This is a genomic window from Cupriavidus sp. USMAHM13 (assembly GCF_001854285.1).
GTDB lineage: Bacteria > Pseudomonadota > Gammaproteobacteria > Burkholderiales > Burkholderiaceae > Cupriavidus > Cupriavidus malaysiensis.
In genome coordinates this window covers 1,897,953-1,923,150 of record NZ_CP017751.1, presented here as the reverse complement: position 1 = coordinate 1,923,150, position 25,198 = coordinate 1,897,953, and the positions used below count along the sequence as shown (strand labels likewise).

Genomic DNA, 25,198 nt, shown 5'->3' with positions numbered 1-25,198 from the left:
TGGCGGCCGCGACAAAAAAGAAAAGCCGCCCCGCGCAGACGCGGGGCGGCTTTTCTTCTTCTCGCCTGCCGGACCTGGCCGGCCCGGCCTGCCTGCCTTATTTCTTCAGGACCAGGGTGCCCGGCAGCGATTCGATATAGGCCGCGATATCCTGCAGTTCCTGGTGCGAGAACGGTCGCGGCTTGCCGTCCTTGCCCGTCACCGCCGGATTCGCGTTGACCTGGCCGGCCATGATGGCATTGGAACGCCCGACCAGCGGACTGTTGCTGGTCTGGTACGCCAACAGCGCGTGCAGCAGGTAGCTGGCGTGCTGGCCGGCCAGCTTCGGGTACTCGGGGCTGATGGGCGACTTCAGGTCGGCACCGTGGCAGGTGGCGCAGTTACCCTTTTCCACCAGGGCCTTGCCGGCGGCGATGTCGGCGGCCGCGGCGGAGCCGGCGGCCATCAGCAGCGGCAGGGAAACGGCGAGCGAGAGCGTCTTGAGCGATTTCATGATGCGGCGTCCTCGCGCTTATTTCTGCGTATTGTTCTGGGAATCGGGCTTCTGCTGGGCGTAGTAGGCCGCCACGTCGGCGATATCCTGGTCGCTCAGCGTCGCGGCGATGCCGCGCATGGTCGGGTGCTTCCGATCGCCCTTCTGGTATTCCTTCAGCGCGTTCTCGATGTACTTGGCGTTCTGCCCGCCCAGCAGGGGCACCTCATAGACTTCCGGGAACGAAGCCCGGTAGCCGGGAATGCCGTGGCAGCCGATGCACATCGCAACCTTGTTCTTGGCGGCGTCCACATTGCCCTTGACTTCCTGGGCCTGCGCCGCCATTGCGGTAGCGCCCAGCACAACCACCGTGAGGAGCTTTTTCATTGTCGTAGCGAATGGAAGTGTTAACCCTGCCTGAATCACCTGCCCGACCTGCCTGACCGAAGCGACTCCTGAACACTGCCCTGCCTGCCGGGTTCCTTGTCTCCTGCGTGAACACGGCGGATTGCCAGGCAGCTTGCCCCGGGCGCTGGCGCGCGCGTGGCTGCTCTGGAACCATTTCTATTTCTTGAATGCCGCGTCCCGGTAGATGCCGCGAAGAGAAGGCAGCGCGGGCCGCCGGGGCGCGTAAGACTGGACGTGGGGGGCGCGTCAAACCGGCGCATTGTACCGCAGCCGGCACCCGAGCGTCCAGCCTGCACCTTGGCGCATCAGCGACCAAACGCGAATGGAAAAGCTCTTTTATACTGGCCCATCGCCGCCGTCGACAGCAGGCGGCGGCCCGGCCCGCCGGACCGCGGCGCCCCAGCGATTCCAGCCACCCTAGCCTCTCTTTGCCACATGAGCCAAACCGCCAACGCCACCCCGTCACAGCAGGCCCGCTTCGAGGGCAGTGACCAATATGTCGCCACCGATGACCTCAAGCTGGCCGTCAATGCCGCCCGCACGCTGCAGCGCCCGCTGCTGATCAAGGGCGAGCCCGGCACCGGCAAGACGATGCTGGCCGAGGAAGTGGCCGCGGCGCTCGGCATGCCGCTGCTGCAGTGGCACATCAAGTCGACCACCAAGGCGCAGCAGGGCCTGTACGAGTACGACGCGGTGTCGCGCCTGCGCGATTCCCAGCTCGGCGACGACCGCGTGCACGACATCCGCAACTACATCGTCAAGGGCGTGCTGTGGCAGGCCTTCGAGTCCGACCAGCAGGTCGTTCTGCTGATCGACGAGATCGACAAGGCCGACATCGAGTTCCCCAATGACCTGCTGCGCGAGCTCGACCGCATGGAGTTCTACGTCTACGAGACGCGCGAGCTGGTGCGCGCCAGGCAGCGCCCGCTGGTGATCATCACCTCCAACAACGAGAAGGAGCTGCCCGACGCCTTCCTGCGCCGCTGCTTCTTCCACTACATCAAGTTCCCCGACGCCGACACCATGCAGCGCATCGTCGACGTGCACTATCCGGGCATCAAGCGCGAGCTGGTCACGGCCGCGCTGCAGTCCTTCTACGACATGCGCAACCTGCCGGGCCTGAAGAAGAAGCCGTCCACCTCCGAGCTGATCGACTGGCTCAAGCTGCTGATGGCCGAGGACATCCCGCCCGAGGCGCTGCACAGCCCGGACAAGAAGGCGGCCATCCCGCCGCTGCACGGCGCGCTGCTGAAGAACGAGCAGGATGTGCACCTGTTCGAGCGCCTGGTGTTCATGAACCGCGCCAACCGCTGACCCGCGCCGCGCGCGACCCCGCCGACCATCACGCCCTGGCCATGACACGTTTCATCGAACCCGTCACGCTCGCCGGCACGCACGCCATGCTGGAGCCGCTCAGCCACGCCCACGAGGACGAGGTGAAGGCGGCCGCCGCCGACGGCGAGCTGTGGAAGCTCTGGTACACCTCGGTACCCGCGCCCGAGCAGACGCGCGCGTGGCTCGACACCGCGCTGGACATGCGCGATCGCCTGCACGCCATGCCCTTCGTGGTGCGCGAGATCGTCGACGGCCGCCCGGGCGCGGTGGTGGGCGCCACGCGCTACTTCAACGTCGACCCGGTCAACCGTCGCCTGGAGATCGGCCACACCTGGTACGCGCGGCGTGTGCAGCGCACCGCCGTCAACACCGAGTGCAAGCTGCTGCTGCTCGCGCATGCCTTCGAGCAGCTCGACTGCATCGCGGTGGAATTCCGCACCCACTGGATGAACCACCAGAGCCGCGCCGCCATCGCGCGGCTCGGCGCCAAGCAGGACGGCGTGCTGCGCAACCACCAGCGCATGCCCGACGGCTCGCTGCGCGACACCGTGGTGTTCTCCATCATCGCCAGCGAATGGCTGGCGGTGAAGCGACACCTGCAGTACCGGCTGGACCTGCCGCGCTGAGCGCGCGCCGCCGACGCCCACCCAGCGCCAACCGAGAGCACCACCATGCTGATCGATTTCTTCTTCTCGCTGCGCCACGCCAAGCTTCCCGTCTCGGTCAAGGAGTACCTGACCATGCTGGAAGCGCTCAAGGCGGAGGTCATCGCCCCTTCCATCGACGAGTTCTACTACCTGTCGCGCATGACGCTGGTCAAGGACGAGAAGCACTTCGACAAGTTCGACCAGACCTTCGCGGCCTACTTCAAAGGCGTGGAGAGCCTGGTCGACTGGAAGTCCGACATCCCGCTCGACTGGCTGCAGAAGACGCTGCAGCGCGAGCTCAGCGACGAGGAGAAGGCCAAGATCGAGGCCATGGGCGGGCTCGACAAGCTGATGGAGCGCCTCAAGCAGCTGCTCGAGGAGCAGAAGGAGAAGCACGAGGGCGGCAACAAGTGGATCGGCACCGGCGGCACCTCGCCCTTCGGCCACGGCGGCTACAACCCCGAGGGCATCCGCATCGGCGGGCCGTCCAAGGGCAACCGCACCGCCATCAAGGTGTGGGAAGCGCGCTCCTACAAGGACTACGACGACCAGGTCGAGCTCGGCACGCGCAACATCAAGGTGGCGCTGCGCCGCCTGCGCCGCTTCGCGCGGGAAGGCGCCGACACCGAACTGGACCTGGACGACACCATCCACTCGACCGCGGCCAACGCGGGCATGCTCGACATCAAGCTGCGGCCCGAGCGCCACAACAAGGTCAAGGTGCTGATGCTGATGGACGTGGGCGGTTCGATGGACGACCACATCAAGCGCGTCGAGGAGCTGTTCTCGGCCACCAAGAGCGAGTTCAAGCACCTCGAGTACTACTACTTCCACAACTGCCTGTATGACTACGTGTGGAAGAACAACCGCCGCCGCCACGCGGAGAAGATCGCCACCTGGGACCTGATCCACAAGTACACCCCGGACTACAAGCTGATCTTCGTCGGCGACGCCACCATGAGCCCCTACGAGATCCTGCAGCCCGGCGGCTCGGTCGAGTACAACAACGCGGAGGCCGGCGCGGTCTGGCTGAACCGCATCACCGAGCAGTTCCCGCGCTTCGCCTGGCTGAATCCCGAGCCGGAAGGGCTGTGGCAGTACCGCCAGTCGATCTCGGTGATCAACCAGCTGATGAAGTCGCGCATGTATCCGGTCACGCTGGCCGGACTCGAACAGGCCATGCGCACGCTGTCCAAGTAAGTATCCGGGCAGGCGTCCAGGCAGCACCTCGCACGCCGGCGGCCGGCCAGGCACCGCGGACGCCGCCGGCCCCTGACAGCCTCTGCCGGCGGCGTCCTGCCTGCGCGATGCCGTGGCGGCACGTCCCCGGCACGCGCCGCCGCCCCCGCTCCCCCGCTCCCCCGCTCCCCCTTGTTCCCGCCGTCCCGGGCCACAGGCCCCGCGGCTCCCCGCCCTTCTCCCGTCCCGCGATCGTTTCTCAGGTACGCACCAACCCTTGCGGCAGCGCTCCGCCCGCCGCCGGCGCAAACAGCGTGCGCGCCACGCGCTCGCTGTCGAGGCCGAAACTCTCCGCCGCCGCGGCGGCGATCACACCATCCAGCGCCAGGGTCGGACGCAGGTCCCGCCCCTGATACAAAGCGCTCTGCGACAAGCCTGGCCAATCGGCCAGCACGCGCCCGCCATGCACGGCACCGCCCAGCAGCATGGCCGCCGCGCCGGTGCCGTGGTCGGTGCCGCCGGTGCCGTTGGCGGCGGCGGTGCGCCCGAACTCCGTGGCCACCAGCACGGTGGTGCGCTCCCAGGCTGTCCCCAGGCCGTCGCGCAGCGCCGCCACCAGGGTGTCGAGCGCCTTGAGCCGCGCCGCCAGCCGCTGCGCCTGCGCGCTGTGGGTATCCCAGCCGCCGGTCTCGATCATGGCGATACGCGGCCCGTCCGGCCTGGCCAGGAAGCCCGCGGCCAGCCGGCCCAGGCTGGCCGGGTCCTGGCGCGCGCCGGCATCGCCGGCCAGGCCGCGCGCCTGCATGGCCGCGGCCCATAGCGGATGCAGCTCGGCGTCGCGGGCGTAGAGCTGGCCCACGCGCAGCAGCAGGTCGTCGGGCGCGGACGGCAGCGCCGAGGGCGCGTAGGAACTGACCGGCGCGGCACCGCGCAGCGCCGCCGGCACCGTCGGCGCGAAGGCGATGGCATCGTCGTCGCGGCGCGGCAGCAGTCCCGCCAGCCGGTTCAGCCAGCCGTCCTTGACCAGGTAAGGCGCCTTGCCGCCGGTCTCCAGCACGTTCTGGCCGTCAAAGTGCGAACGGTCGCGGTAGGGCGACGCCACCGCATGCAGCAGCAGCGCCTGTCCCGACGCATACATCCTCGCGGTCTCCGCCAGCGCAGGATGCAGCGCGAAGGTGCCGTCCAGCCGCGCGGCCTGTGCCGGATCGACGGCCAGCGCGCCGCGCAGGCGCGCATAGCCCGGGTCGGCGTAGGGAATCAGCGTATCCAGCCCGTCGGCGGCGCCGCGCTGGATGATGAAGACGAAGCGGCGCTCCGACTCGACGCGGGCGAACACCATGCGCGGCGCGACCAGCAGCGCACCGGCGCCGGAACCGGCGACGCAGAGGAAATGTCGGCGTGTCAGCATGGCGGTCATCTCCGCAGGAAATCGGGGGAAACCAGCAGCAGCGCAAGCGCGGTGGCCGGGCTCTCGGCGCGCGCCACGGCCTCGCCGGTGGCCGGGCTCAGGGTGCCCGGCAGCAGGCGCGGCGCCAGCGCGCGGGCATCGAGCCGGTCGCCCACGCGCGCGGCGAAGCGCTGGGCCAGCTCGACCCGCCGCACCAGCGCGTCGGGGGCGGCCCAGCTGGCCGCGATGTCGTCATAGCCGGCCGGCGAGCCGGGGCGCCAGACCGGCTGGCCGAGCTGCGCCAGCAGCGGTGCGTAGGGCAGGCGGCCGGGTTCGCGCACGCCCAGCCCGCGCAGCGAGGACAGCGTCCAGTCCCACGGCGTCTTGAACTTCGCCGGTGCCGGCGCCCAGGCTTCCGGCGCACGCACCAGCTCGCGGTACAGCGCCGGCAGCTCGCCGCCGCCGCGCAGGTAGGCATCGGCCAGCCGCGACACCAGCGCCGGCGGCGGATTATCGGCGACGAAGTGGCGCGCGAGCTTGGCGGCCAGGTGCTGCGCAGTGGCGGGCGCCTGCGCCAGGTCGTGCAGCACTGCGCGCGCCTGGCCTTCGCCCGGCTGGGCATAAGCCTTGCCGAGGATCGTGCGGGCGCCCGGCTCGTGCAGCCGGGCGCGGAACAGGAAGGCGCCGGGAGTGCCCTCGTCGCGTGGGCCCAGGCCGCCGACGCTCCAGCCGGTCAGGGCGCGCGCGAACTCGGTCACGTCGGCCTGCTGGTAACCGCTGCGCACCCCAAGGGTGTGCAGTTCGAGGATCTCCCGCGCCAGGTTCTCGTTGAGGCCGGGGACGCGCTCGGCATTGCGCCGCGTGGCCTGCATCGCCGCCATGCTGTCGGGGCCGGCCGAGCGCACCTGGTCGAGGAAGACCTGCATGGCCGGATGCTGTTCGACCGCCAGCAGCATGTCCTCGAAGCGGCCCAGCACGTGAGGGCGGATCGCCTCCGCCTCGAAGGCACCGGCCAGGCCGGCCACCACCGGCTTCTCGGCCGAGACCGCGAAATGGTTGGCCCAGAAATGCACCAGGCGCTCGACGAAGGGCGCCGGCGTCAGCAGCGCCGACGCCACGCGCGCGTCGACCGCGCCGCGGTAGCTCTCGCGCAGGCCCTGCTGCAGCGCCTGGCGAGCAGCCGCCCTGGCATCGCCCTGCTGCTCGCGCACCGCGCGCTGCTGCTGCGCATAGCGGGCCGCCAGGTCGGCGCTGCCAGGCTGCGCCGCCCACGCCGGCGGACGCGCCTCGTAGCGGTCGAACTGCTGCAGCAGCCACCCCTGGGGGTCGGCCGGCAGGTCTTCGTCGGGCCGTGCACCCAGGCCGAAGCGGTTGAGGGCGATGCCGGCCCCGGTGGCGCGATCCATCATCGTCAGGCTCCCGCGCAGCTGCGCAGCTGGTCGATCGGATGGGGCGCTGCCGCATGGCCGTGGCGCGCGGCAGCCTGCCCCGATGTCGAGTAAACGCGCCAGGCGCGATCGCGGCGGATCGCCGAACGAAACCGGCATGTCGAATTTGTAAGCGAAAATTAGCGCGAGCGGGTGCCGCCCGCTGCGGCCCGGTGCAGATCGATGCGATTGCGTGTGGCGGTGCGCGGTGCGGTAGTGTGCGGCCTGCAGCGGGCCTCAGGCCACCACGTCCACGCCTTCCATCACCCAGGCGCGGAAGGTCTGCAAGGCAGGCAGGTGCTGCTTCTGCTCGGGATAGCAAAGGTAATAGCCCTTCCTGCTCAGCACGCGCGCCGGATGCGCCACCACCAGCGCCCCCAACGCCAGTTCCTCCTCGATCAGGCAGCGCGGGATCAGGGCGATGCCCAGGCCCGACACCGCCGCCTGCGTGAGCAGCGAGAACTGGTCGAAGCGTGCGCCGCCCCAGGCCTCGCGCGCGTCGACGCCGAGCGCCGACAGCCAGTCCGACCAGGCCTCCGGCACCGTGGTGTGGTGCAGCAGCGGGTAGCGCAGCAGCGTCGCCGGCGACGCCGCCATGCCGCCCGGCTCGCCCGCCAGCAGGCCGGGTCGGCACACCGGCAGCACTTCGCGCCCGATCATGTAGTCGGCCAGGCTGCCCGGCCAGATGCCGTCGCCGAAGCGGATCGCGGCGTCCAGGTCAGGCCGCGCGAAATCGTAGCCCTGGGCGTGCGGCACGAATTCCAGCGTGACCTCCGGGTGGCGCGCGAAGAACTGGGGCAGGCGCGGGATCAGCCACTTCGCGCCGAGCGTGGGCAGGCTGGCGATATGCAGCGTGCCGCCGCGCCCCTGGCGCGCCATCAGCTCGACGCTGGCCGCCTCGATCTCGGCCAGGCTGGGCTGCACCCGCGCCAGGTAGCGCCGCCCCGCATCGGTCAGCACCAGGCGCTGGCGCACGCGCTCGAACAGTTCCGCCCCGAGAAAGTGCTCGAGGCTGCGCACCTGCTTGCTGACGGCGCCCTGCGTGACATGCAGGTCCTTGGCCGCCAGCGTGAAACTACTATGCCTCGCCGCAGCCTCGAAGGCCTGCAGTTCGGTCAGGGAGGGACATACACGCCGCATCGTCCACCTACTTCACTACCAAATGGAATGACCATGGGATTTTATTTCGTTTGCACGCTTCTTGCAGCGCCAAGCAGAATCCCGTGAAGACTCCCTACCAACGAAGGATTTCCATGCAACGCCGCCACATGCTCCGCCTCCTCGCTTCCGCCACGGCCACGCTCGCCGCCGGCGTTTCGCTGACCGCCGCCGCGCAAGGCTACCCGACGCACCCGATCACCCTGGTCGTGCCGTTCCCGGCAGGCGGCACCACCGACATCGTGGCGCGCATCGTCGCCGACAAGCTCGGCCAGCAGCTCGGCCAGGCCGTGGTGGTGGACAACCGCGGCGGCGCCGGCGGCAGCATCGGCACCGCCTACCTGGCCAAGGCCACGCCGGACGGCTACACCCTCGGCATCGCCACCGCCTCGACGCACGGCATCAACCCGGCGGTCTACCCGCGCCTGTCGTACGACGCCACCAAGGACTTCACCACCATCACCAACCTGGCCTCGGTGCCCAACGTGATGAGCATCAACCCGGCGGTCAAGGCCACCGACATGAAGTCCTTCATCGCGCTGGCGCATTCGCAGCCCAGCAAGATCGCCTTCGGCTCGGCCGGCAACGGCAGCGTCTCGCACATGATGGGCGAGCTGTTCATGATGAGCAGCAAGACCCAGCTGCTGCACGTGCCGTACAAGGGCGTGGGCCCGGCGCTGAACGATGCCCTGGCCAACCAGGTCCAGGTCCTGTTCGACAACCTGCCCTCCTCGCTGCCCTTCATCGAAGGCGGCAAGCTGCGCGCCCTGGCGGTGGCCTCGCCCAAGCGCGTGGCGGCCCTGCCCAATGTGCCGACCTTCGCCGAACTCGGCCTGCCGGAAGTCAACGACGCCTCTTGGTTCGGCCTGATCGCCCCGGCCAACCTGCCGGCCGACCTGCAGAGCAAACTGAACGCTGCCGCCCTCAAGGTGCTGGCAATGCCGGAAGTGAAGGCTAAGCTGGAGAAGCTGGGCGCGACCCCGGTGGGCAACACGCCGGCCCAGTTCGCCACCCAGATCAAGAACGAAGTGGCCAAGAACAAGCGCATCGCCGCTTCCGCCAAGATCTCCCTGGACTAAGCCAAGCCGCACCATGACCGAAGCAGACCGAAAGAACGCGGACAGCCCCTACTTCCTGCACTTGCCGGAAGGCCACAGCAGTCCGCTCTTTCTCGATTCGCCGCACAGCGCCACCACCTACCCGGCGGATTTCCGCCCCGCCGCCGGGCTGCCCCTGCCGCTGCTGCGCCAGGCCGAAGACACCTTCGTCGACCAGCTCTACGGCGATGCCCCGGCACGCGGCATCCCGCTGCTGTGCGCGGGCTTCCCGCGCAGCTACCTCGATGCCAACCGCGGCGTCGAGGAGATCGACGAGGCGCTGCTGGACGCACCCTGGCCCGGCCCGAAGCAGGCCACCGCCAAGACCCGGCTCGGCAAGGGCCTGGTCTGGCGCGTGCTCGATACCGGCGAGGCGATCTACGACCGCAAGCTGAGCGTGGACGAGGTGCAGGCGCGCATCGAGCGCTGCTACCTGCCCTACTACGCACAGCTGCAGAAGCTGGCCGAGCGCGCCGTGGCCAGCCACGGCAGCGCCTGGCACATCAACTGCCACTCGATGCCGAGCGAAGCCGCGCAGTACGCGACGGAATTCCCCGGCCTGCAGCATCCGGACTTCGTCGTCGGCGACCGCGACGGCACCACCTGCGACACCCGCTTCACCGACCGCGTGGAGGGCGTGCTCAAGGACATGGGCTACGACGTCTGGCGCAACCACCCCTACAAGGGCGTGGAGATCGTGCGCGTGGTCGGCCAGCCGCAGGCGGGCCGCCACAGCCTGCAGCTCGAGATCAACCGCAAGCTGTACATGGACGAGGTCGGCCTGGCGCCGAACGCGGGCTTCGACAAACTCAAGCGTGACCTGAACGCCCTGCTCGACGAACTGCTGCGCTTCGTCAAGGCCGCGCCCTCGCGCGTGCTGGGCTGAGCACCCCGGGGCCGCCGCCGCACCGCCGCCAGGCGGTCGCGGCGCGGCCCGTGGCAAAGGCGGCGCCAGGCGCCGCCCCCTCCCCTCCGTGCGCCCTGGCGCGCACACGCACCGAGCACCACGCATGGCCGGCGACACACGCCAGGTTGCGGCTCGGTTACGCCTGGAAGCAATATTCCGGAACTTTGCCGGCATGCTTTCCTCTATCATGGCAATCCTTTGTCAATCCCCCTTTGCCAAACGAGCAAGACGACCCCGTGATCCGACGAATTTCCCAGTTGATCTGCGGCCGGCTTTCCACGCTGGCCGCGGCCGTGGCAGGCGCCATCGCCCTGGTGGGCTGCGCCGTGCCGCCGGACCAGGCGGGCTCCGCCACCGATCAGGCCACCGGCACCGGCGGCGCCATGCCCGCGCAGAATGCGCGGGCCGCCGCGAAACCGTCCTCGGCCATCGCCGCCAACATCGCCAGCATCTCTCCCGCTGCCGCGCCGCCGGCCAAGGCCGCGCCGTCCGAACCCACCAAGACCATCACCCTGCCCGACCGCGGCCACGTCAGCCTGGCCGAATACCGCGCGCAGATGCGCGAGCAGTTGATGAAGACGGAGAATGCCGCGCCGGACGTGGCCGATTGTGCCGCGCACGCCAGCTGGGTGGTGCCGCGCTCGACCCGCTTCGACGCTCTGAAGATCCCCACCGGCGCGCTCGCCGCCGGCCAGGCCACCAGCGAATCCTGGTCGGGCCGCTTCTCGCAGGGCAAGCAGGCCGTGCCGGTCACCTCGGTGGTCACCTTCAGCGCCACCGCGCACAAGCGCGGCCGCAGCGATGAATGGGAGACCGTCAAGGCCCGCTGCGGCTACGACGACGGCATGATGCTCGCCTACGAGCTGCTCGACAGCAACGGCACGGCCATCGCCGATGCGGGCGCCGCCCCGGCGCCCGCGGCGCGCGCCGGCCGCCACCATGGCGCCGCCACGCACGCCCATCGCGGCGGCAAGGCCACCACCGCCAAGGCGACGTCCAAGTCCGCCAAGCCATCCACGGCCAAGTCCACGGCCGGCAAGTCGTCCGCCAAGAGCGGCGGCACCGCCGCCAAGGGCAAGAGCACCGGCAAGAAGCAGCACTGACACGCTGTGCCACGGCCTCCGCTGGCCCCGCAGGGCCGGCGGACCTGCGCTGGCGCGCCGTGCCCTGATTCTTAGATTGAGGACACTAAGCGAGCTGCGCCAGCACGGCCTGCAGCATCGCTGCGCCGAGCAGCGCGCTGCGCGCGCCGTTCCAGCCGGTCACGGCATCGGGCAGGTCGGCGTTGTCCTTGAACGGCATCTCCAGCGTCAGCGACAGGCAGCCGAAGGTGTGGCCGATGTACTTCGACGCCAGCTTCAGCGCATCGGCGTTGTACTTGCCGGCCGCATAGCCGTGCACGTCCTGGAAATCCGGCGAGGCCCGCTTGAACTCGGCGATGAAGCGGGCCTGCGCCTCGCGTTGTGCCTCGGTGAAGCTGGGCAGCATTTCACTGCCGGCAACGAAGTTGTAGGGCAGTGCCTCGTCGCCGTGGATGTCGAAGAACATATCGCAGCCGCCCGCCTCGATCGCGCGCAGCACGTGGTAGACCTCGGGACTGGTCTGCAGGCTGGGCGCCATCCACTCGCGATTGAGGTTGGCGCCGGCCGCATTGGTGCGCAGGTTGCCGTGTGCGGCGCCGTCCGGGTTCATATTAGGCACGATGTGGAAGACGGCGCGCGCCAGCAACTGCCGCGCCACCGGATCGCCGGCCCACTGCCCGGTGCCGGTCAGCCGCTGCAGCACGCCCTCGCAGAACCACTCGGCCATGGTCTCGCCCGGATGCTGGCGCGCGATCATCCAGATGGTCTTCTTGCCCGGCCCCGGCTCACCCACCGTGACCAGGGTCATGTCGCGCCCCTCGACGGTGCTGCCCAGGTGGCGCAGGCGGGCCAGCGGCGAGCGCTGGCAGGTCGCCACCAGGGCCAGGTGGCGCTCCTCGGGATAAGGCTCGAAGTAGGCCAGCCACACGCTGTCATGCTGCGGCGTGAACTCGATGACCAGTTCGCCGCCCTGGTAGCGCGTGGGTACGCGGAACCAGCTCGTGCGGTCGTAGGAGGCGACCGCGCGGTAGCCGCGCCAGCCCTCCGGATAGGTGCAGTCGTCCGCATTCAGCAGGCGCAGCGTGCAGGCCTGCCCGGCCGCGCCCTGCAGGCGGAAGTGGAACCACTGGCGGAAGTCGGCGTGCGAATCGGCGCGGATGCGCAGGCGGATGTCGTCGGCGCTGGCCACCGACTCGATCTCGATGGCACCGGAATCGAAGCGGGAGGAAACGTGCAGGGTGGAAGTCATGGCTGTCCTTGCGCTGGCATGCGGGCAATGCGGCCGGCCCTGGCCGTGGTTCAGTCTTCGAGGCGGCGGCGGAAGACCCAGCGGGCATCGTCCGAGGCGGCCGCGTCGAAGGCGTAGCCGTCTTCGGCGAAGCTCCTCAGCTTACCGGCCTCGGTCACGCGCCTTGTCACCGCGAAGCGCGCCATGGTGCCGCGCGCGCGCTTGGCGTGGAACGAGATGATCTTGTAACGGCCACCCTTCCAGTCTTCGAACACCGGCGTGATGATGCGCGCGTCGAGCACCTTGGGCCGCACCGACTTGAAGTACTCCTCGGAGGCCAGGTTCACCAGCACCTGCGGGCCTTCATGCTTGAGCGCACGCATGTCGGCGTTCAGCATCTGCGTGATGTCGTCGCCCCAGAAAGCATAGAGGTCCTTGCCGGCGGCATTGTCCAGGCGCGTGCCCATCTCGAGGCGGTAGGGCTGCATCCAGTCCAGCGGGCGCAGCAGGCCGTACAGCCCCGAGAGGATGCGCACGTGCTTCTGCGCGAAGGCGAGGTCGTCGGCGTCCAGGCCCGGCGCATCCAGTCCATCGTAGACATCGCCGTTGAAGGCCAGCGCCGCCTGCTTGCTGTTGGCGGCGGTGAACTCCGGCGACCACTCGGCGTAGCGCGTGGCATTGAGCACGGCCAGCTTGTCGGAGATATCCATCAGCGCGCCGATGTCCTGCGGGGCCAGCTTGCGCAGGCGCTCGATCAACTGCGCCGAACGGTCGATGAAGCGCGGCAGCGTGTGGGTCTTCACGCGCGCCGGAGTGTCGTAGTCGAGGGATTTGGCAGGAGACAGGACGATGAGCATGGCAAAATCGCGGCTGGCGGCTCACCGTGGAGCCGGCCCGAACACAAAGCCCCGATTGTAACGAATGCCAAGCGACCCCACCGCCGCCCCGGCCAGCCCGGCAACGCGCCCGACCGCACCCCGCGTGGTGCTCGATTCGAATATCTGGGTCGACCTGCTGGTCTTCCGCGACCCGCGCGTCGAACCCATCCGCCAGGCGCTGGAAAGCGGCGCCATCGCCACCGTGATCCGCGCCGACTGCCGCGAGGAGCTGCGCCGCGTGCTGCACTATCCGCAGTTCGCCCGCTTCGCCATCGACCATGCCGCCGCGCTGGCCGTGGTCGACGGCTTCGCCACGCTGCTGCCGCCACCGGACGAAGCCACCGCCGGCGCGGTGCGCCTGCCGAAATGCAAGGACGGCGACGACCAGAAGTTCATCGAACTGGCCCATTTCTCCGGCGCCGCCTGCCTGGTGTCGAAGGACAAGGCGGTGCTGAAGCTGGCCGGCCGCCTGCGCCGCAGCAGCCAGGTCCAGGTGCTGGCTCCTGCGGCCTTTCCGGCCTGGCTGGCCGGCCGGGACGGCGCGCCCACGCCCGGCTAGCCCACTGCGTCAGGCAGGCCGAACCCGCTAGAATGGCGGGTCAACGCGCCCCGCCGGGCCGCCCCAGGCGGCCACCGCTGCCATCCACCTTCCGACCCGCGCCACCATGTCCGCCGACCCTAGCCTGATCCCGACGCCGCTGCCTCCGCTGGCCCCGCCGCCCTCCCGACTGCCGCACGTGGGCACCACCATCTTCACGGTGATGTCGGCGCTGGCCGCCGAGAAGAACGCCGTCAACCTGGGCCAGGGCTTCCCCGATTTCGACTGCGACCCGCGCATCGTCGAGGCGGTCTCCGCGGCCATGCGGGCCGGCTGGAACCAGTACCCCCCGATGGCCGGCCTGCCGGCCCTGCGCCAGGCCATCGCCGCCAAGATCGGCAAGCTGTACGGCCACGCCTACGACTGGGACAGCGAGATCACGGTGACCGCCGGCGCCACCCAGGCCCTGCTGACGGCCATCCTGTGCGCCGTCCATCCGGGCGACGAGGTGATCGTGCTGGAGCCCTGCTACGACAGCTACCTGCCGTCCATCGAGCTGGCCGGCGGCAAGGCGGTGCCGGTGGCGCTGCAGGCGCCGGACTTCGCCATCCCGTTCGACCGGCTGGCCGCCGCCATCACGCCGCGCACGCGCATGATCCTGATCAACACGCCGCACAATCCCACCGGCACGATCTGGCGTGCGCAGGACATGGAACGGCTGGCCGGGCTGCTGGCCGGCACCGACATCCTGCTGCTGTCCGACGAAGTCTATGAACACATGGTCTACGACGGCCAGGCGCACCAGTCGGTGGCGCGCCATCCGGAACTGGCGCGGCGCAGCTTCGTCGTCTCCAGCTTCGGCAAGACCTACCACGTGACCGGCTGGAAGGTCGGCTACGTAGCCGCGCCGCGGGCGCTGATGGCGGAGTTCCGCAAGGTGCACCAGTTCAACGTGTTCACCGTCAACACGCCGATGCAGCAGGGCCTGGCCACCTACATGGCCGACCCGGCACCCTACCTGGAACTGCCCGCCTTCTACCAGGCCAAGCGCGACTATTTCCGCGCCGGGCTGGCCGGCACGCGCTTCAAGCTGCTGCCGTCCGACGGCACCTATTTCCAGTGCGTCGACTACTCGGCCATCTCCGACCTGGGCGAGGCGGACTTCGCCATGTGGCTGACGCGCGAGATCGGCGTGGCCGCCATCCCGGTCTCGGCCTTCTACTCGCAGCCGCGCGAATCGGGCGTGGTGCGCTTCTGCTTCGCCAAGAAGGAAGAAACGCTGGCGCTGGCCCTGGAACGCCTGCAGCGGCTCTGAACGCCGGACCGTGCGGGCGCGCGGCGCTCAGTCGTCCCGCGTCAGCACTTCCAGCAGCTCGATCTCGAAGACCAGGTTCGAGTTCGGCCGGATATGCGCGCCGACCTGGCGCTCGCCGTAGGCCAGGTGCGCCGGCACGGACAGGCGGCGCTTGCCGCCCACCTTCATGCCCATCAGTCCCAGGTCCCAGCCCTTGATGACACGGCCGGTGCCGATCACGCACTGGAAGGGACGCCCACGCTCGTAGGACGAATCGAAGACCGTGCCGTCCTCCAGGGTGCCGCGGTAATGGGTGGTGATCAAGGCGCCCTTGACCACGGCCTTGCCGTCGCCTGGCTGCAGGTCTTCGATCTGGAGTTCGGTGGTCATGGCGCGGGGTCCTCGTCTCGATGCCGGTGCGGCGCTGCGGAAAAGGGGCGTAGTGTAACGCCGGCAGGACGGGCGCGGTGCGGGTGGCGGTGCACCTTCGTACCGGCCGGCGCCGGCTGGCCGCGGTGGCATGAATCACACCATCAGCTTCGTTTCCGTGCTCGCGTGCTGGACCACACCGTTGGCTTCGTTCGGGCGTGGCGCCTTGCTATCCCACCCCTCTCCCCGGCCCTCTCCCCTGAGGAGAGGGAGAACACCTGTTGGTTCCCCCGAGCGGCTTGGGTGCATCCTGGTGGCTTCGTCCAGCGCCCCGGCGTTGCGCCACCCCGCCTCAGATCCCCAGTTGCCGCGCCGCCAGGTCCTTCATGATCTCCTCCGCGCCGCCACCGATCATCATCACCTTGACCTCACGGTAGATGCGTTCGCTGCGCGTGCCGCGCATGAAGCCCATGCCGCCCAGGATCTGCACCGCCTGGTCGGCGCAGAACTGCATGGCGCGCGTGGCCTCGACCTTGGCCATGCAGGTCAGCGCCACCAGGCGGGCCGGATCGCCGGCCTGGTGCTGCAGGCGCCAGGCCAGGTCGTAGACCAGGTTGCGCGCCGCTTCCACGCGCAGGGCCATGTCGACCAGCTTGTGGCGGATCACCTGGCGCTGCGACAGCGGCTCGCCGAAGGTGCGCCGCTCGCGCGCCCAGGCCAGCGCCTCTTCCAGGCAGCAGGCGGCGTAGCCGTAGGCCAGCGCGCTCATGCTGAGCCGCTCGGCGTTGAAATTGCGCATGATCAGCGCGAAGCCGCGGTTCTCCTCGCCGACCAGGTTGGCCGCCGGCACGCGGCAGTGATCGAAGTGCAGGTGGGCCGTATCGGAGGCCAGCCAGCCCATCTTGCGCAGCGCGGTGCGCGTCAGGCCCGGCGTGTCGCCGTCGACCAGCAGCAGCGAGACCCCGCCCGCGCCCTTGCTGGCGGGGTCGGTACGCACCGCCACGGTGAGGAAGTCAGCGCGCACGCCCGAGGTGATGAAGGTCTTCTCGCCGTTGACGACGTAATGGTCGCCATCGCGCACGGCGGTGGTGCGCAGGCTCGCCACGTCGGAGCCGCCACCCGGCTCGGTGATGGCCAGCGCGGCGATCTTCTCGCCGGCGATCACCGCCGGCAGCACGCGCGCCTTGAGCGCGGCGCCGCCGGCCGCCGCCACCGGCGGCATGCCGATCGAGTGCGAGAACAGCGAAGCCTGCACGCCGCCGGAGCCGGCGCGCGCGAACTCCTCGGCCAGTACCAGGTGATGGAAGATGTCGCAGGGCGTGCCGCCGTAGGCCTCGTCGTAGCCCAGGCCCAGCAGGCCCAGTTGTGCGGCGCGCCCGTACAGCTCGCGCGGGAAGGTGCCGGCCTCGTCCCAATCGTTGACGTGCGGCGCGATCTCGTGGGTGACGAACTGGCGCAGCGCATGGCGGAAGGCCTCGTGCTCGGGAGTGAAGTAGTGCGGCGGCGGGGGCAGGTCGATCAGGTCCATCGGCGGTCTCGTCGGCGGGTTCAGGTTCAGGGGGTTCAGGTTCAGAGGGTTCAGGGGAAGCGGGAACAGCGGTGAAAGGATGCGATGCACCTTAAGGCCGGCCCGCCGGCCTGTCTTGCGCCAACTGGTCGCCCCCGCCGCCCCCCTCCCTCCTCCCCGCCACCACAGCCAGTAGCCGCAAGCCGTCACCGCCCCCGGCCGCTAACCTTGCCGCACGTGCCGGGACGCTGCGCGCGCCCCGGGCATCGCGCAACCGACCAGGAGGAACCACACCATGGAAGCAGTTTCCGCGCCGGGCACCATCGGCGCCGCGCTGGCGCTGGCGCGCCGGCAATGGCCGGCACAGGACGCCTATCTCTGCCGCGGGCGGCACTGGAGCTTCGCAGCGACCGCGGACGGCGCGGACCGGGTCGCCGAGGGCCTGCTGGAACTGGGCCTGGCACGCGGCGACCGCATCGGCGTGATCGGGCTCAACCACGTCGAGTGGCTGCTGCTGTTCTACGCCGCCGCGCGCATCGGCGTGGCGGTGGTCGGGCTGAGCGTGCGCTACCGCGACAACGAGATCGCCCACATGATCGCCGATGCCGGCGTGCAGGCCGTCTTCACCATCGCCGAGCTGGACGGCTTCGATTACCTCGCCATGCTGGCACGCCTCGCGCCGGCGCTGCCGAGCCTGCGCCAGGTGGTGGTGCTCGATGCCCCGGATGCCGGACAGGCCGCGCCGCCCGCCGCGGCGACGGCGCCGCAGGCCCCGCTCACGCTGTCCGCGCTGGCCCGCAGCGCGCCGCAGCCGGGACGGCTGGCGCGCGCCGCCGCCGCCGTCCACGCCGATGACCTGGCCATGGTGATCTACACCTCGGGCACCACCGGCAAACCCAAGGGCGCCGGCCTCACCCACCGCTCCCTGCTGGCCGCCGCCGGCGCGCAGGCCGCGCATGTGCGCACCGTGCCGGGCGACCACCTGCAGCTGGCGCTGCCGCTGAACCACGTCGGCGGCATCACCTGCGGCGTGCTGAACTTCCTGCTGGGCGGCGGCACGCTGGAACTGGTGCCGGTGTTCAAGGCCGAGCTGGTGCTGGAGATGATGCGGCGCCATCCGCCCACGCTGTTCTCGGGCGTGCCGACCATGGCCACGCTGCTGCTCAGCCACCCTGCCTCGGCCGGCGTCGACCTGAGCCGCGTGCGGCTGGTGGTGGTGGGCGGCTCGACCGTGGACGGCGCCCTGCTCGAACAATTGCAGCGGCGCATGCCGCAGGCCACGGTGATGAACCTGTACGGCCTGTCGGAGTGTTCCGGCGCCATCGTGATGACGCCGTGGCAGGCCGCCGAAGCGGATGTGCTGCAGTCGATCGGACAGGTCTTCCGCGGCAGCGAGGTGCGCGTGCTGACGCCGCAAGGCGAGCCGGCCGCGGCCGGCGAAGTCGGCGAACTCTGCTTCCGCGGCCCCGGCGTGGCGCCCGGCTATATCGGCGCCGCCGCCGGCGCGGCCGGTTTCGACGCTGGCGGCTGGCTGCGCAGCGGCGACCTCGGCTGCCAGGACGCGCGCGGCTACCTGTTCCTCAAGGGCCGCATGAAGGACATGTACATCCAGGGCGGCTTCAACGTCTATCCGGCCGAGGTCGAAGGTGTCATCGCGCGCCATCCGGAGGTCCTGATGGTGGCCGGCATCGGCGTGCCCGATCCCGTGCTCGGCGAGGTGGGCCGCTACTACATCGTCGCGCGGCCCGGCAGCGCGCTGCGCGCAGAAGACGTGCGCGCCTTCTGCGGCGAACACCTGGCCGACTACAAGGTGCCGCGCCAGGTGGTGCTGCGCGCCGAGCTGCCGATGACGCCGGCCGGCAAGATCCACAAGGCGGCGTTGCGCGAGGAAGGCGCCTGAAGCACGCGCTGCCCGTCGCCGGCGGGCGGCGGCGCAGTCAGGAAGGCCGTCCCGGTGCGGCCGCCACCGTGCCGATCAGTTCGAGCCGGCGCGAGCCGGCGAAGATATCGCTGGGCTTGAGGCCGTAGATCTGCCGGATCGAGTGGCTGAAGTGGGTGGAGTCGGGATAGCCGATATCGAGTGCGACCTCGGCCAGGTTGGAGTCCTGCGTGACGTAGTGCAGCATGCTGCGGGCCCGCTTCCAGGTGCGGAAGCTGCGGAACGGCACCCCCACCTCCTGCTTGAACAGGTGCAGGAAGCGCGAGAAGGACAGGTGCACGGCCGCCGCGCAGGCTTCCGCCGTCAGCGGCGCCGAGGGCGACTCGGCGATGCGGCGCACCACCATCTCGATGCGCGCGTCGAGCGGGCGCGGCGCCAGCGCGCCGCCGAAGAAGAGATGGTCGAAGCTGTCCGCCTGCAGGTCCAGGTCGCGGCCGCGCGCGGCCAGGTAGGCATGGGCCTGCTTGACGTGGCGCACGAACTCGGGCGCCTCCACCGCGCCCACGCCATCGCGCAGGAAGGCCGGCAGGCGCGCCATGTCCAGGCTTTCCGGCTCCAGGCCGATATCGGTGATCATGCGGCCGTCGCAGGCGATCCAGTGCGGCACGTAGGCCGGCACCACGGCCAGGTCCGTGGTCTGCCACGGGCCGTCGCCGACGCGGATGCGCAGGGGCTCGCGCACCGCCACGTAGATGGTGAGCCCGCCCATATTGCGGACCGAGGGCGTGCCGAGCAGCCCCGCATAGAACAGCCGGCTGCGCGTCAGCCACATGACCCGGCCGGCGGGGCCGATCAGACGGTCGGCAGACAGGCGCCGGACCGCGTCCACGTCGATTCGCATGCGTCGTCTCCTGTGCGCGGCCGCGCGCGGCGCCAGCGGGAATGCGGCGCGGGCGGGCCGCTTTCTATGCAGCCGGGGCGCCCGCGCTGACGGGGCGCCGCTGCGACCGGCCTCCCGCGCGGGAGGCCGTGGCTGCCGCGTCCGGCGGAGCCGGATCGGGCGGAGGGCTGCGCTGACAATGTAGCGGAGCCGGCCCGCCATGTCTTGTGTCAGCTGGCTGAATAGGCCGCATCCGCCACTTTCCTGGGCTATCGAAAACCCTCCCCCGCCCGGCAAGCCGGCGCCATGGCGGGGGCGAGGCGGTGATCGACGCCGCCGGCGTCAGGCGGCGCCGCCCTCGTAGTGCGCCTGGTAGCGCTGGCGCAGCTCGAACTTCTGGATCTTGCCGGTCGACGTCATGGGCAGCAGGTCCAGCACCACGATGTCCTTCGGCACCTCGAAGCCACCCAGGTGGGCGCGGCAGTGCGCGTCCAGTTCGCCCGGCTCCACCGCCGCGCCCGGCTTGAGGGTGACGAAGGCGGTGACCGCCTCGCCCCAGCGCTGGTGCGACAGGCCCACGGCCGCCGCGTTGGCCACCGCGCCATGGCGCAGCAGCACCTCCTCCACCTTGATCGAGGGCACGTTCTCCCCGCCGCTCTTGATCATGTCCTTGATGCGGTCCAGGAACAGCAGCTGGCCGTCCTCGTCCATCTGCCCCAGGTCACCGGTGTGGTGCCAGCCGAAGCGCTGCGCCCGCCGGGTGGCCTCGGCATCCTTGTAGTAGCCCAGCATCACGTTGGGGCCGCGGAAGACGATCTCGCCGGTCTCGCCCGGGCCCAGCAGCCGGCCCTCGTCATCCATCACGGCGACCTCGTTGGCCACCGTGCCGACGCCCCAGTACGGGCCGAAGCGCCGGCGCTGCTGCTCCGGTTCGAAGATGGTCGCCGCCGGGTACATCTCGGTCTGCCCGGAGCACAGTGCGAAATCCGGGCAGAACGCCTGCTGCAGCTTCAGCAGCAGCGTCTTGGGCAGCGGCGCCATGCCGTAGATGCACATGCGCACGCTGGACAGGTCGGTGGCGGGAAAGGCGGGGTGCTCGAGCATGGCGCGGTACATCATCGGCAGCGCCACCACCACGCTGACCCGGTGGCGCGCGATGGCCGCCAGCACCTGGCCCGCGTCGAAGCCGCGCGTGACCACCACCGTGTGGCCGCCCAGCAGCGCGCTCATGGTATTGCCGTGCTGGGCGCAGTGGAAGACCGGCAGCAGGCAGGTGTAGACGTCGGTGCCGGGGCGTCCGCCGATGTCGAGCAGGTTGGGCGCCAGCACCGAATGTACCGAGGCATGCGAGTGCATCACGCCCTTCTGCGGTCCGGTGGTGCCGCTGGTGTACATGATCTGGGCCAGCTGCCCGCTGGCGATATCCACCGCCGGCAGGGTCTCCGGCTGCCCGTTCAGCGTGGCGGCGAAGGGCTGCGCGCCGGGCGGCGGCGCCGGCTCGCCGGGCTGCTGCAGCGCCACCACCGGGATGCCGAGCGCCGGCGCCAGTTCGCCGATGCCGGCCCGTGCCAGCACGCTGGTATCCGCCACCAGGCGCGCCACCTCGGCATGCTCCAGGATGTAGCGCACCGCGTCCGGCGCCAGCCCGGTATTGATCGGCACCCATACCAGCCCCGCCTTCTGGATGCCGAGCAGGGCGACGATCATCTCGATGGAGTTGTTGCACAGCATGCCGATGCGCTCGCCGTTGCGCAGGCCCTGCGCCAGCAGGTAGTGGGCGAAGCGGTTGGTGGCGGCATCCAGCTCGGCGTAGCTGAGGCGGCGCTCGCCTTCGATCAGCGCGGTGCGCGCGCCGAAGCGGCGCGCCGAGCGGTGGATCACGTCGCCGAGCGCGATGCGGCCGATCCGTTCGCGGGCGGCGGCCAGGGAAGAGGCAAGGTCGTTGAGGGTCATGGCATGGCCTATCGGTTGGCAGGGTGCGGGTCGCCGACCCGCTGCGTTCATTTCTCGGTCGAGACCTGCTTGGGCAGCTCCAGGTAGTCGCTCTCGTTCACCCACTTGTCGCCGGCGACGCGGGTGATGCGGATCCTTGCATTGCTCAGCCGGCTGGCCTTGCTGACGGCGAAGGCCGGATTGCCGAGCGCGTCGGCCGGCAGCGGGCTGGCTTCCATGGCCGCGTTGAAGCTTTCCGGGGTCAGGTTGCGGCCGGTCTTGTCGGCGATCAGCGCGAAGGTGGTCATGGCGTAGTAGCTGAACATCGAGTACAGGCCCGGGTCCTCGTTGAAGCGCTTCTTGTAGGCGGCCACCCAGCGTGCCACCGCGGGATTCGGGTCATCGCCATACGGCAGCGTGATGAAGGCCGAGCCGTAGACGCCGTCCAGGGCCTTGCCGCCGAGCAGCGGCACCTGCTGCGAGTAATTGGCGCCGGTACCGACGAAGACCGGGTTGAAGCCGATCTTGCGCGCCTCGCCGACCGAAGCCACGTACTCGCGCAGTGTCGACACGTTCAGCACCAGGTCGCAGTTGGCGGCCTTGAGCTTGGCCATCTGCGAGGAGAAATCGGTGGCGCCGCGCTTGTACGAGACCTTCTCGACGAAGTCCATCTTCTTCGTCTTCAGGTAGTCCTGCGCGCCCTCCAGCGTCTCGCGGCCGTAGTCGTCGTCCTGGTAGAGCACGCCGATGCGCTGGTAGGGCTTCTGCTTGAGGAACCAGTCCATGGTGATGGCCGCGCTGCGGTAGTAGGACGGTGCCAGTGCCACCTTGTAGGGGCTGGGCGGGTCGTACATCTCGCGCACCGCGCTCTGCGGCATGAAGTTGAAGACCTTGTTCTGGATCAGGAAGGGCAGCGTGGCCATGTTGGGCGCGGTGCCGAGCTGCCCGACGATGGCGAACACGCCGTCCTGCGTCACCAGCTTCTGCGCCGCCAGCACCGCGCGCCGCGGCTCGTAGCCGCTGTCCTCCACCAGCACGCGCACCTTGCGGCCGTGGATGCCGCCGCGCGCATTGATCTCCTCGGCCGCCAGCGTGGCGCCGTTGCGCGACTCCTTGCCATAGTTGGCGATCGGGCCGGACAGGTCGGTGATCAGGCCGAGCCGGATCTCGCTGTCGCTGACGCCGCGCGACTGCGCGCCGGCGGCGGAACTCAACAGCAGGGCCGCGGCGGCCAGTGCGGTCTTCCATTGCATGGTTGTCTCCTTCGGTTGGCTTGCTTGTCGTGGTGGCCCCGGCAGGCGCCGCGCTCAGTGCTTCGGCGGCGTGCCGTCCTGCCCGTCGCCGGGCGGCCACGGCCCGGCCGCGGACGCGCTGCCCGCGCCCGCCCTGCTCCAGTCGGAAAGCCTGCCGCCATGCCGCGCCAGCGAGGCCAGCAGCGGCGACACGTCCCAGTAGTCGAAAGCGTTGCCGCGCTCGCGGCCATAGCGCTCCAGCCCGGCCACGATGCGCGCCAGCCCCACGCGGTCGGCCAGCCAGACCGGGCCGCCGAGGTAGTCGGGGAAGCCGTAGCCGGCGGTCCAGACCATGTCGATGTCGCCAGGCCGGCTCGCCACGCCCTCCTCCAGCAGCCGCGCGGCCTCGTTGACCAGCGGATAGAACAGCCGCTCGGCGATCTCGCGCTCGCCGATGCCGGCGCGCTGCGCCACGCCGGTCTCGCGCGCCAGCGCGCGGCAGATGGCCTCCACCGCCGCATCGGGCCGTGGCGTGCGCTCGCCCGGCGCATAGCGGTAAAGGCCCACGCCCGACTTCTGTCCGTGGCGGCCCAGCGCGTAGAGACGGCGCACCACGGCGCGGTAGGCGGGGTCGGGTGGCAGGCCGCCCGCCTTGCCGTACTCGATGACGGCGCGCGCGGCCACATCCACTCCCGCCAGGTCGAGCGCGCGGCAGGGCCCCATCGCCATGCCGTGCGCCTGCGCCACGGCGTCGATGCGCTGCGGGCTGACACCCTCCTGCAGCAGGAACTCGGTCTCGCGCAGATAGGCCTCGGCCATGCGGTTGCCGATGAAGCCGTAGCACACACCCGACACCACCGGCACCTTGCCCAGCCGGCGCGCCAGCGCCAGCGCCGTGGCCAGCACCTCGGGCGCGGTGCGCTCCGCCCGCACCACCTCCAGCAGCCGCATCGCGCCGGCCGGGCTGAACAAGTGCATGCCCAGCACGTCGGCAGGACGCCCGCTGGCATCGGCCAGCACCTCGACGTCGAGCGTGGCGGTATGCGAGGCCAGGATGGCGCCGGGGCGGCACACCCGGCCCAGCCGGGCGAAGACCTGCTGCTTCAACGCCATGTCCTCGTAGACCGCCTCCACCACCAGGTCGCAGCCGGCCAGCGCGGCCAGGTCCAGCGCTCCCTCCAGCCGCGCGATGCCGGCCTCGGCCTGGGCCAGGCTCAGGCGGCCGCGCGCGGCCGCGTGCCGGGCCGCCGCCTGCGTGCGCGCCAGGCCGGCCGCCAGCGCCGCGCCATCCGCTTCCACCAGCACCACGCGCAGGCCGACGCCGGCCAGCGCGGCGGCGATCGCGCTGCCCATCGCTCCGCCGCCGACCACGCCCGCCGCCTGCAGCGGGCGCGGCGGCAGGCCGGCGGGCAGGCCCGGCACCTGCGCGGCGCGCCGCTCGGCGAAGAACAGATGGCGCAGCGCACGCGAAGGCTCGGACACGACGCAGGCGCGCAGCAGCTCCGCCTCCACCGCCTCGCCCTGCGCGAACGGCAGCGTGGCCGCCGCCTCCACCGCGCGCACGATGGCCGCGCGCGCCGGATAGCGGGCGAAGCTGGCCGCCTCGCGCGCCCGCACCGCAGCGAAGAAGCCGGCCGGCAGCCCCGCCAGCGCGACCGGCCGCTCGCTCAAGCGGCGCGGCGGCGCGCCACGCGCCATCAGTGCGTGCAGGAAATCCAGCCCCGCCGCCAGCGCCTGCGCGGCGGCATCGGCGCCCCCTGCCGCCACCGGCGCGGCCGCGGCCACCGCGTCGACGATGCCCGCGGCGCGCGCCGCTTCCGCGCCGATCATGCGGCCGCTCAACATCAATTCCAGCGCCAGCTCCGCCCCGCAGGCGCGCGGCAGCCGCTGCGAACCCAGCGAGCCGGGCAGCAGGCCGAGGCGCACCTCAGGCAGGCCGACGCGCGTGTCCGCCAGCGCGATGCGGTAGTGGCAGGCCAGTGCCAGTTCCAGGCCGCCGCCCAGCGCGGTGCCGTGCAGGGCGGCCAGCACCAGGCGCCGGCTGCCTTCGAGCCGCGCCAGGATGCGATTGAAAGGCGCGGCATCGAAGTCCGGCGCGTCGAAGGCAGCGATGTCGCCGCCGGCGACGAAGGTGCGCCCGGCGCAGTGGACCAGCAGCGCGTCCAGGCCGCCGTCGCCCTCGAAGGCCGCCACGGCCTCATCGAGCGCCGCCACCACTGCCGGCGACAACGCGTTGACCGGGGCGTGGTCGATGCACAGCAGGCCGATGCCGCCCCGCCGCGACAGCGTCACGCCCGGCCCCGCCCGGCCGCTCGCCGCCGGCGGCACGGCCGGCCCCACCGACACCCTGCTCTCCATTGCC

The 25,198-nt window shown here is 70.6% G+C and carries 22 protein-coding genes; 9 read left to right on the top strand and 13 right to left on the bottom strand.

The features are described from left to right. Window positions 1–97: 97 nt before the first annotated feature. Together BKK81_RS08455 and BKK81_RS08450 are read right to left on the bottom strand one after the other, a co-directional pair. Complete coding sequence (locus BKK81_RS08455; RefSeq protein WP_071012054.1) at window positions 98–493, bottom strand: c-type cytochrome; 396 nt, start codon at window positions 491–493, stop codon at window positions 98–100. An 18-nt stretch (window positions 494–511) separates the two neighbouring features. After that, window positions 512–859: a c-type cytochrome gene (locus BKK81_RS08450; RefSeq protein WP_071012052.1), complete on the bottom strand. Its 348-nt coding sequence runs from the start codon at window positions 857–859 to the stop codon at window positions 512–514. A 456-nt stretch (window positions 860–1,315) separates the two neighbouring features. Between BKK81_RS08450 and BKK81_RS08445 the strand changes: the two genes are divergently transcribed. The 3 genes from BKK81_RS08445 to BKK81_RS08435 are packed head-to-tail and all read left to right on the top strand — an operon-like array spanning window position 1,316 to window position 4,062. Beyond that, window positions 1,316–2,194 (top strand): AAA family ATPase, encoded by an 879-nt coding sequence (locus tag BKK81_RS08445; protein WP_071012050.1) that lies wholly within the window; start codon window positions 1,316–1,318, stop codon window positions 2,192–2,194. Window positions 2,195–2,235: 41 nt separating this feature from the next. Beyond that, window positions 2,236–2,841 (top strand): GNAT family N-acetyltransferase, encoded by a 606-nt coding sequence (locus BKK81_RS08440; RefSeq protein ID WP_071012049.1) that lies wholly within the window; start codon window positions 2,236–2,238, stop codon window positions 2,839–2,841. Window positions 2,842–2,886: 45 nt separating this feature from the next. Next, on the top strand, window positions 2,887–4,062 hold the full coding sequence (locus tag BKK81_RS08435; RefSeq protein ID WP_071012047.1) for a vWA domain-containing protein: 1,176 nt from the start codon (window positions 2,887–2,889) through the stop codon (window positions 4,060–4,062). 238 nt (window positions 4,063–4,300) lie between these two features. Here BKK81_RS08435 and BKK81_RS08430 read toward each other — a convergent pair whose 3' ends face one another. From BKK81_RS08430 to BKK81_RS08420, 3 genes are all read right to left on the bottom strand, one after another. Then, window positions 4,301–5,449, bottom strand: a complete 1,149-nt coding sequence (locus tag BKK81_RS08430; protein ID WP_071012046.1) for a DUF1501 domain-containing protein — start codon at window positions 5,447–5,449, stop codon at window positions 4,301–4,303. A gap of 5 nt (window positions 5,450–5,454) precedes the next feature. Beyond that, the gene (locus BKK81_RS08425) at window positions 5,455–6,843 is read right to left on the bottom strand and encodes a DUF1800 domain-containing protein (protein WP_442873396.1); all 1,389 of its coding nucleotides are present in this window, start codon (window positions 6,841–6,843) and stop codon (window positions 5,455–5,457) included. 249 nt (window positions 6,844–7,092) lie between these two features. Continuing rightward, a complete protein-coding gene (locus BKK81_RS08420) occupies window positions 7,093–7,995 on the bottom strand; it encodes a LysR family transcriptional regulator (RefSeq protein ID WP_071012043.1) in 903 nt (300 codons plus the stop codon). A gap of 113 nt (window positions 7,996–8,108) precedes the next feature. Between BKK81_RS08420 and BKK81_RS08415 the strand changes: the two genes are divergently transcribed. The 3 genes from BKK81_RS08415 (at window position 8,109) to BKK81_RS08405 (ending at window position 11,120) form a co-directional block, all read left to right on the top strand. Then, complete coding sequence (locus BKK81_RS08415) at window positions 8,109–9,092, top strand: Bug family tripartite tricarboxylate transporter substrate binding protein (RefSeq protein ID WP_071012041.1); 984 nt, start codon at window positions 8,109–8,111, stop codon at window positions 9,090–9,092. Between the two features lie 13 nt (window positions 9,093–9,105). Then, complete coding sequence (locus BKK81_RS08410; RefSeq protein ID WP_071012039.1) at window positions 9,106–9,996, top strand: N-formylglutamate amidohydrolase; 891 nt, start codon at window positions 9,106–9,108, stop codon at window positions 9,994–9,996. 257 nt (window positions 9,997–10,253) lie between these two features. Continuing rightward, window positions 10,254–11,120, top strand: a complete 867-nt coding sequence (locus tag BKK81_RS08405) for a BspC domain-containing protein (protein WP_231908003.1) — start codon at window positions 10,254–10,256, stop codon at window positions 11,118–11,120. A gap of 85 nt (window positions 11,121–11,205) precedes the next feature. On the opposite strand, the gene BKK81_RS08400 is transcribed toward BKK81_RS08405, so the two are convergent. Both BKK81_RS08400 and yaaA read right to left on the bottom strand, forming a co-directional pair. Further along, window positions 11,206–12,348, bottom strand: a complete 1,143-nt coding sequence (locus BKK81_RS08400; protein ID WP_071012038.1) for a M14 family metallopeptidase — start codon at window positions 12,346–12,348, stop codon at window positions 11,206–11,208. Window positions 12,349–12,398: 50 nt separating this feature from the next. Then, window positions 12,399–13,184 (bottom strand): peroxide stress protein YaaA, encoded by a 786-nt coding sequence (gene yaaA / locus BKK81_RS08395; protein WP_071012036.1) that lies wholly within the window; start codon window positions 13,182–13,184, stop codon window positions 12,399–12,401. 64 nt (window positions 13,185–13,248) lie between these two features. Here yaaA and BKK81_RS08390 point away from each other — a divergent pair, with 64 nt between their 5' ends. Together BKK81_RS08390 and BKK81_RS08385 are read left to right on the top strand one after the other, a co-directional pair. Next, the gene (locus BKK81_RS08390; protein ID WP_071012035.1) at window positions 13,249–13,764 is read left to right on the top strand and encodes a putative toxin-antitoxin system toxin component, PIN family; all 516 of its coding nucleotides are present in this window, start codon (window positions 13,249–13,251) and stop codon (window positions 13,762–13,764) included. Window positions 13,765–13,870: 106 nt separating this feature from the next. Next, window positions 13,871–15,058, top strand: a complete 1,188-nt coding sequence (locus tag BKK81_RS08385; protein ID WP_071012033.1) for a pyridoxal phosphate-dependent aminotransferase — start codon at window positions 13,871–13,873, stop codon at window positions 15,056–15,058. A 27-nt stretch (window positions 15,059–15,085) separates the two neighbouring features. Here BKK81_RS08385 and BKK81_RS08380 read toward each other — a convergent pair whose 3' ends face one another. Beyond that, the gene (locus tag BKK81_RS08380; RefSeq protein ID WP_071012032.1) at window positions 15,086–15,427 is read right to left on the bottom strand and encodes an FKBP-type peptidyl-prolyl cis-trans isomerase; all 342 of its coding nucleotides are present in this window, start codon (window positions 15,425–15,427) and stop codon (window positions 15,086–15,088) included. A gap of 331 nt (window positions 15,428–15,758) precedes the next feature. Further along, complete coding sequence (locus BKK81_RS08375) at window positions 15,759–16,934, bottom strand: acyl-CoA dehydrogenase family protein (protein WP_071012030.1); 1,176 nt, start codon at window positions 16,932–16,934, stop codon at window positions 15,759–15,761. Between the two features lie 274 nt (window positions 16,935–17,208). On the opposite strand from BKK81_RS08375, the gene BKK81_RS08370 reads away from it, so the two are divergent. Then, the gene (locus tag BKK81_RS08370; RefSeq protein ID WP_071012028.1) at window positions 17,209–18,813 is read left to right on the top strand and encodes a class I adenylate-forming enzyme family protein; all 1,605 of its coding nucleotides are present in this window, start codon (window positions 17,209–17,211) and stop codon (window positions 18,811–18,813) included. 37 nt (window positions 18,814–18,850) lie between these two features. On the opposite strand, the gene BKK81_RS08365 is transcribed toward BKK81_RS08370, so the two are convergent. From BKK81_RS08365 to BKK81_RS08350, 4 genes are all read right to left on the bottom strand, one after another. Continuing rightward, window positions 18,851–19,693, bottom strand: coding sequence for a helix-turn-helix transcriptional regulator (locus BKK81_RS08365; protein ID WP_231908002.1), 843 nt, complete (start codon window positions 19,691–19,693; stop codon window positions 18,851–18,853). Window positions 19,694–20,014: 321 nt separating this feature from the next. Beyond that, window positions 20,015–21,625 (bottom strand): class I adenylate-forming enzyme family protein, encoded by a 1,611-nt coding sequence (locus tag BKK81_RS08360; protein WP_071012027.1) that lies wholly within the window; start codon window positions 21,623–21,625, stop codon window positions 20,015–20,017. 47 nt (window positions 21,626–21,672) lie between these two features. Continuing rightward, window positions 21,673–22,857: an ABC transporter substrate-binding protein gene (locus tag BKK81_RS08355; protein WP_071012025.1), complete on the bottom strand. Its 1,185-nt coding sequence runs from the start codon at window positions 22,855–22,857 to the stop codon at window positions 21,673–21,675. A 54-nt stretch (window positions 22,858–22,911) separates the two neighbouring features. Further along, on the bottom strand, window positions 22,912–25,194 hold the full coding sequence (locus BKK81_RS08350; protein ID WP_083384007.1) for a 3-hydroxyacyl-CoA dehydrogenase NAD-binding domain-containing protein: 2,283 nt from the start codon (window positions 25,192–25,194) through the stop codon (window positions 22,912–22,914). Between the last annotated feature and the right edge of the window lie 4 nt (window positions 25,195–25,198).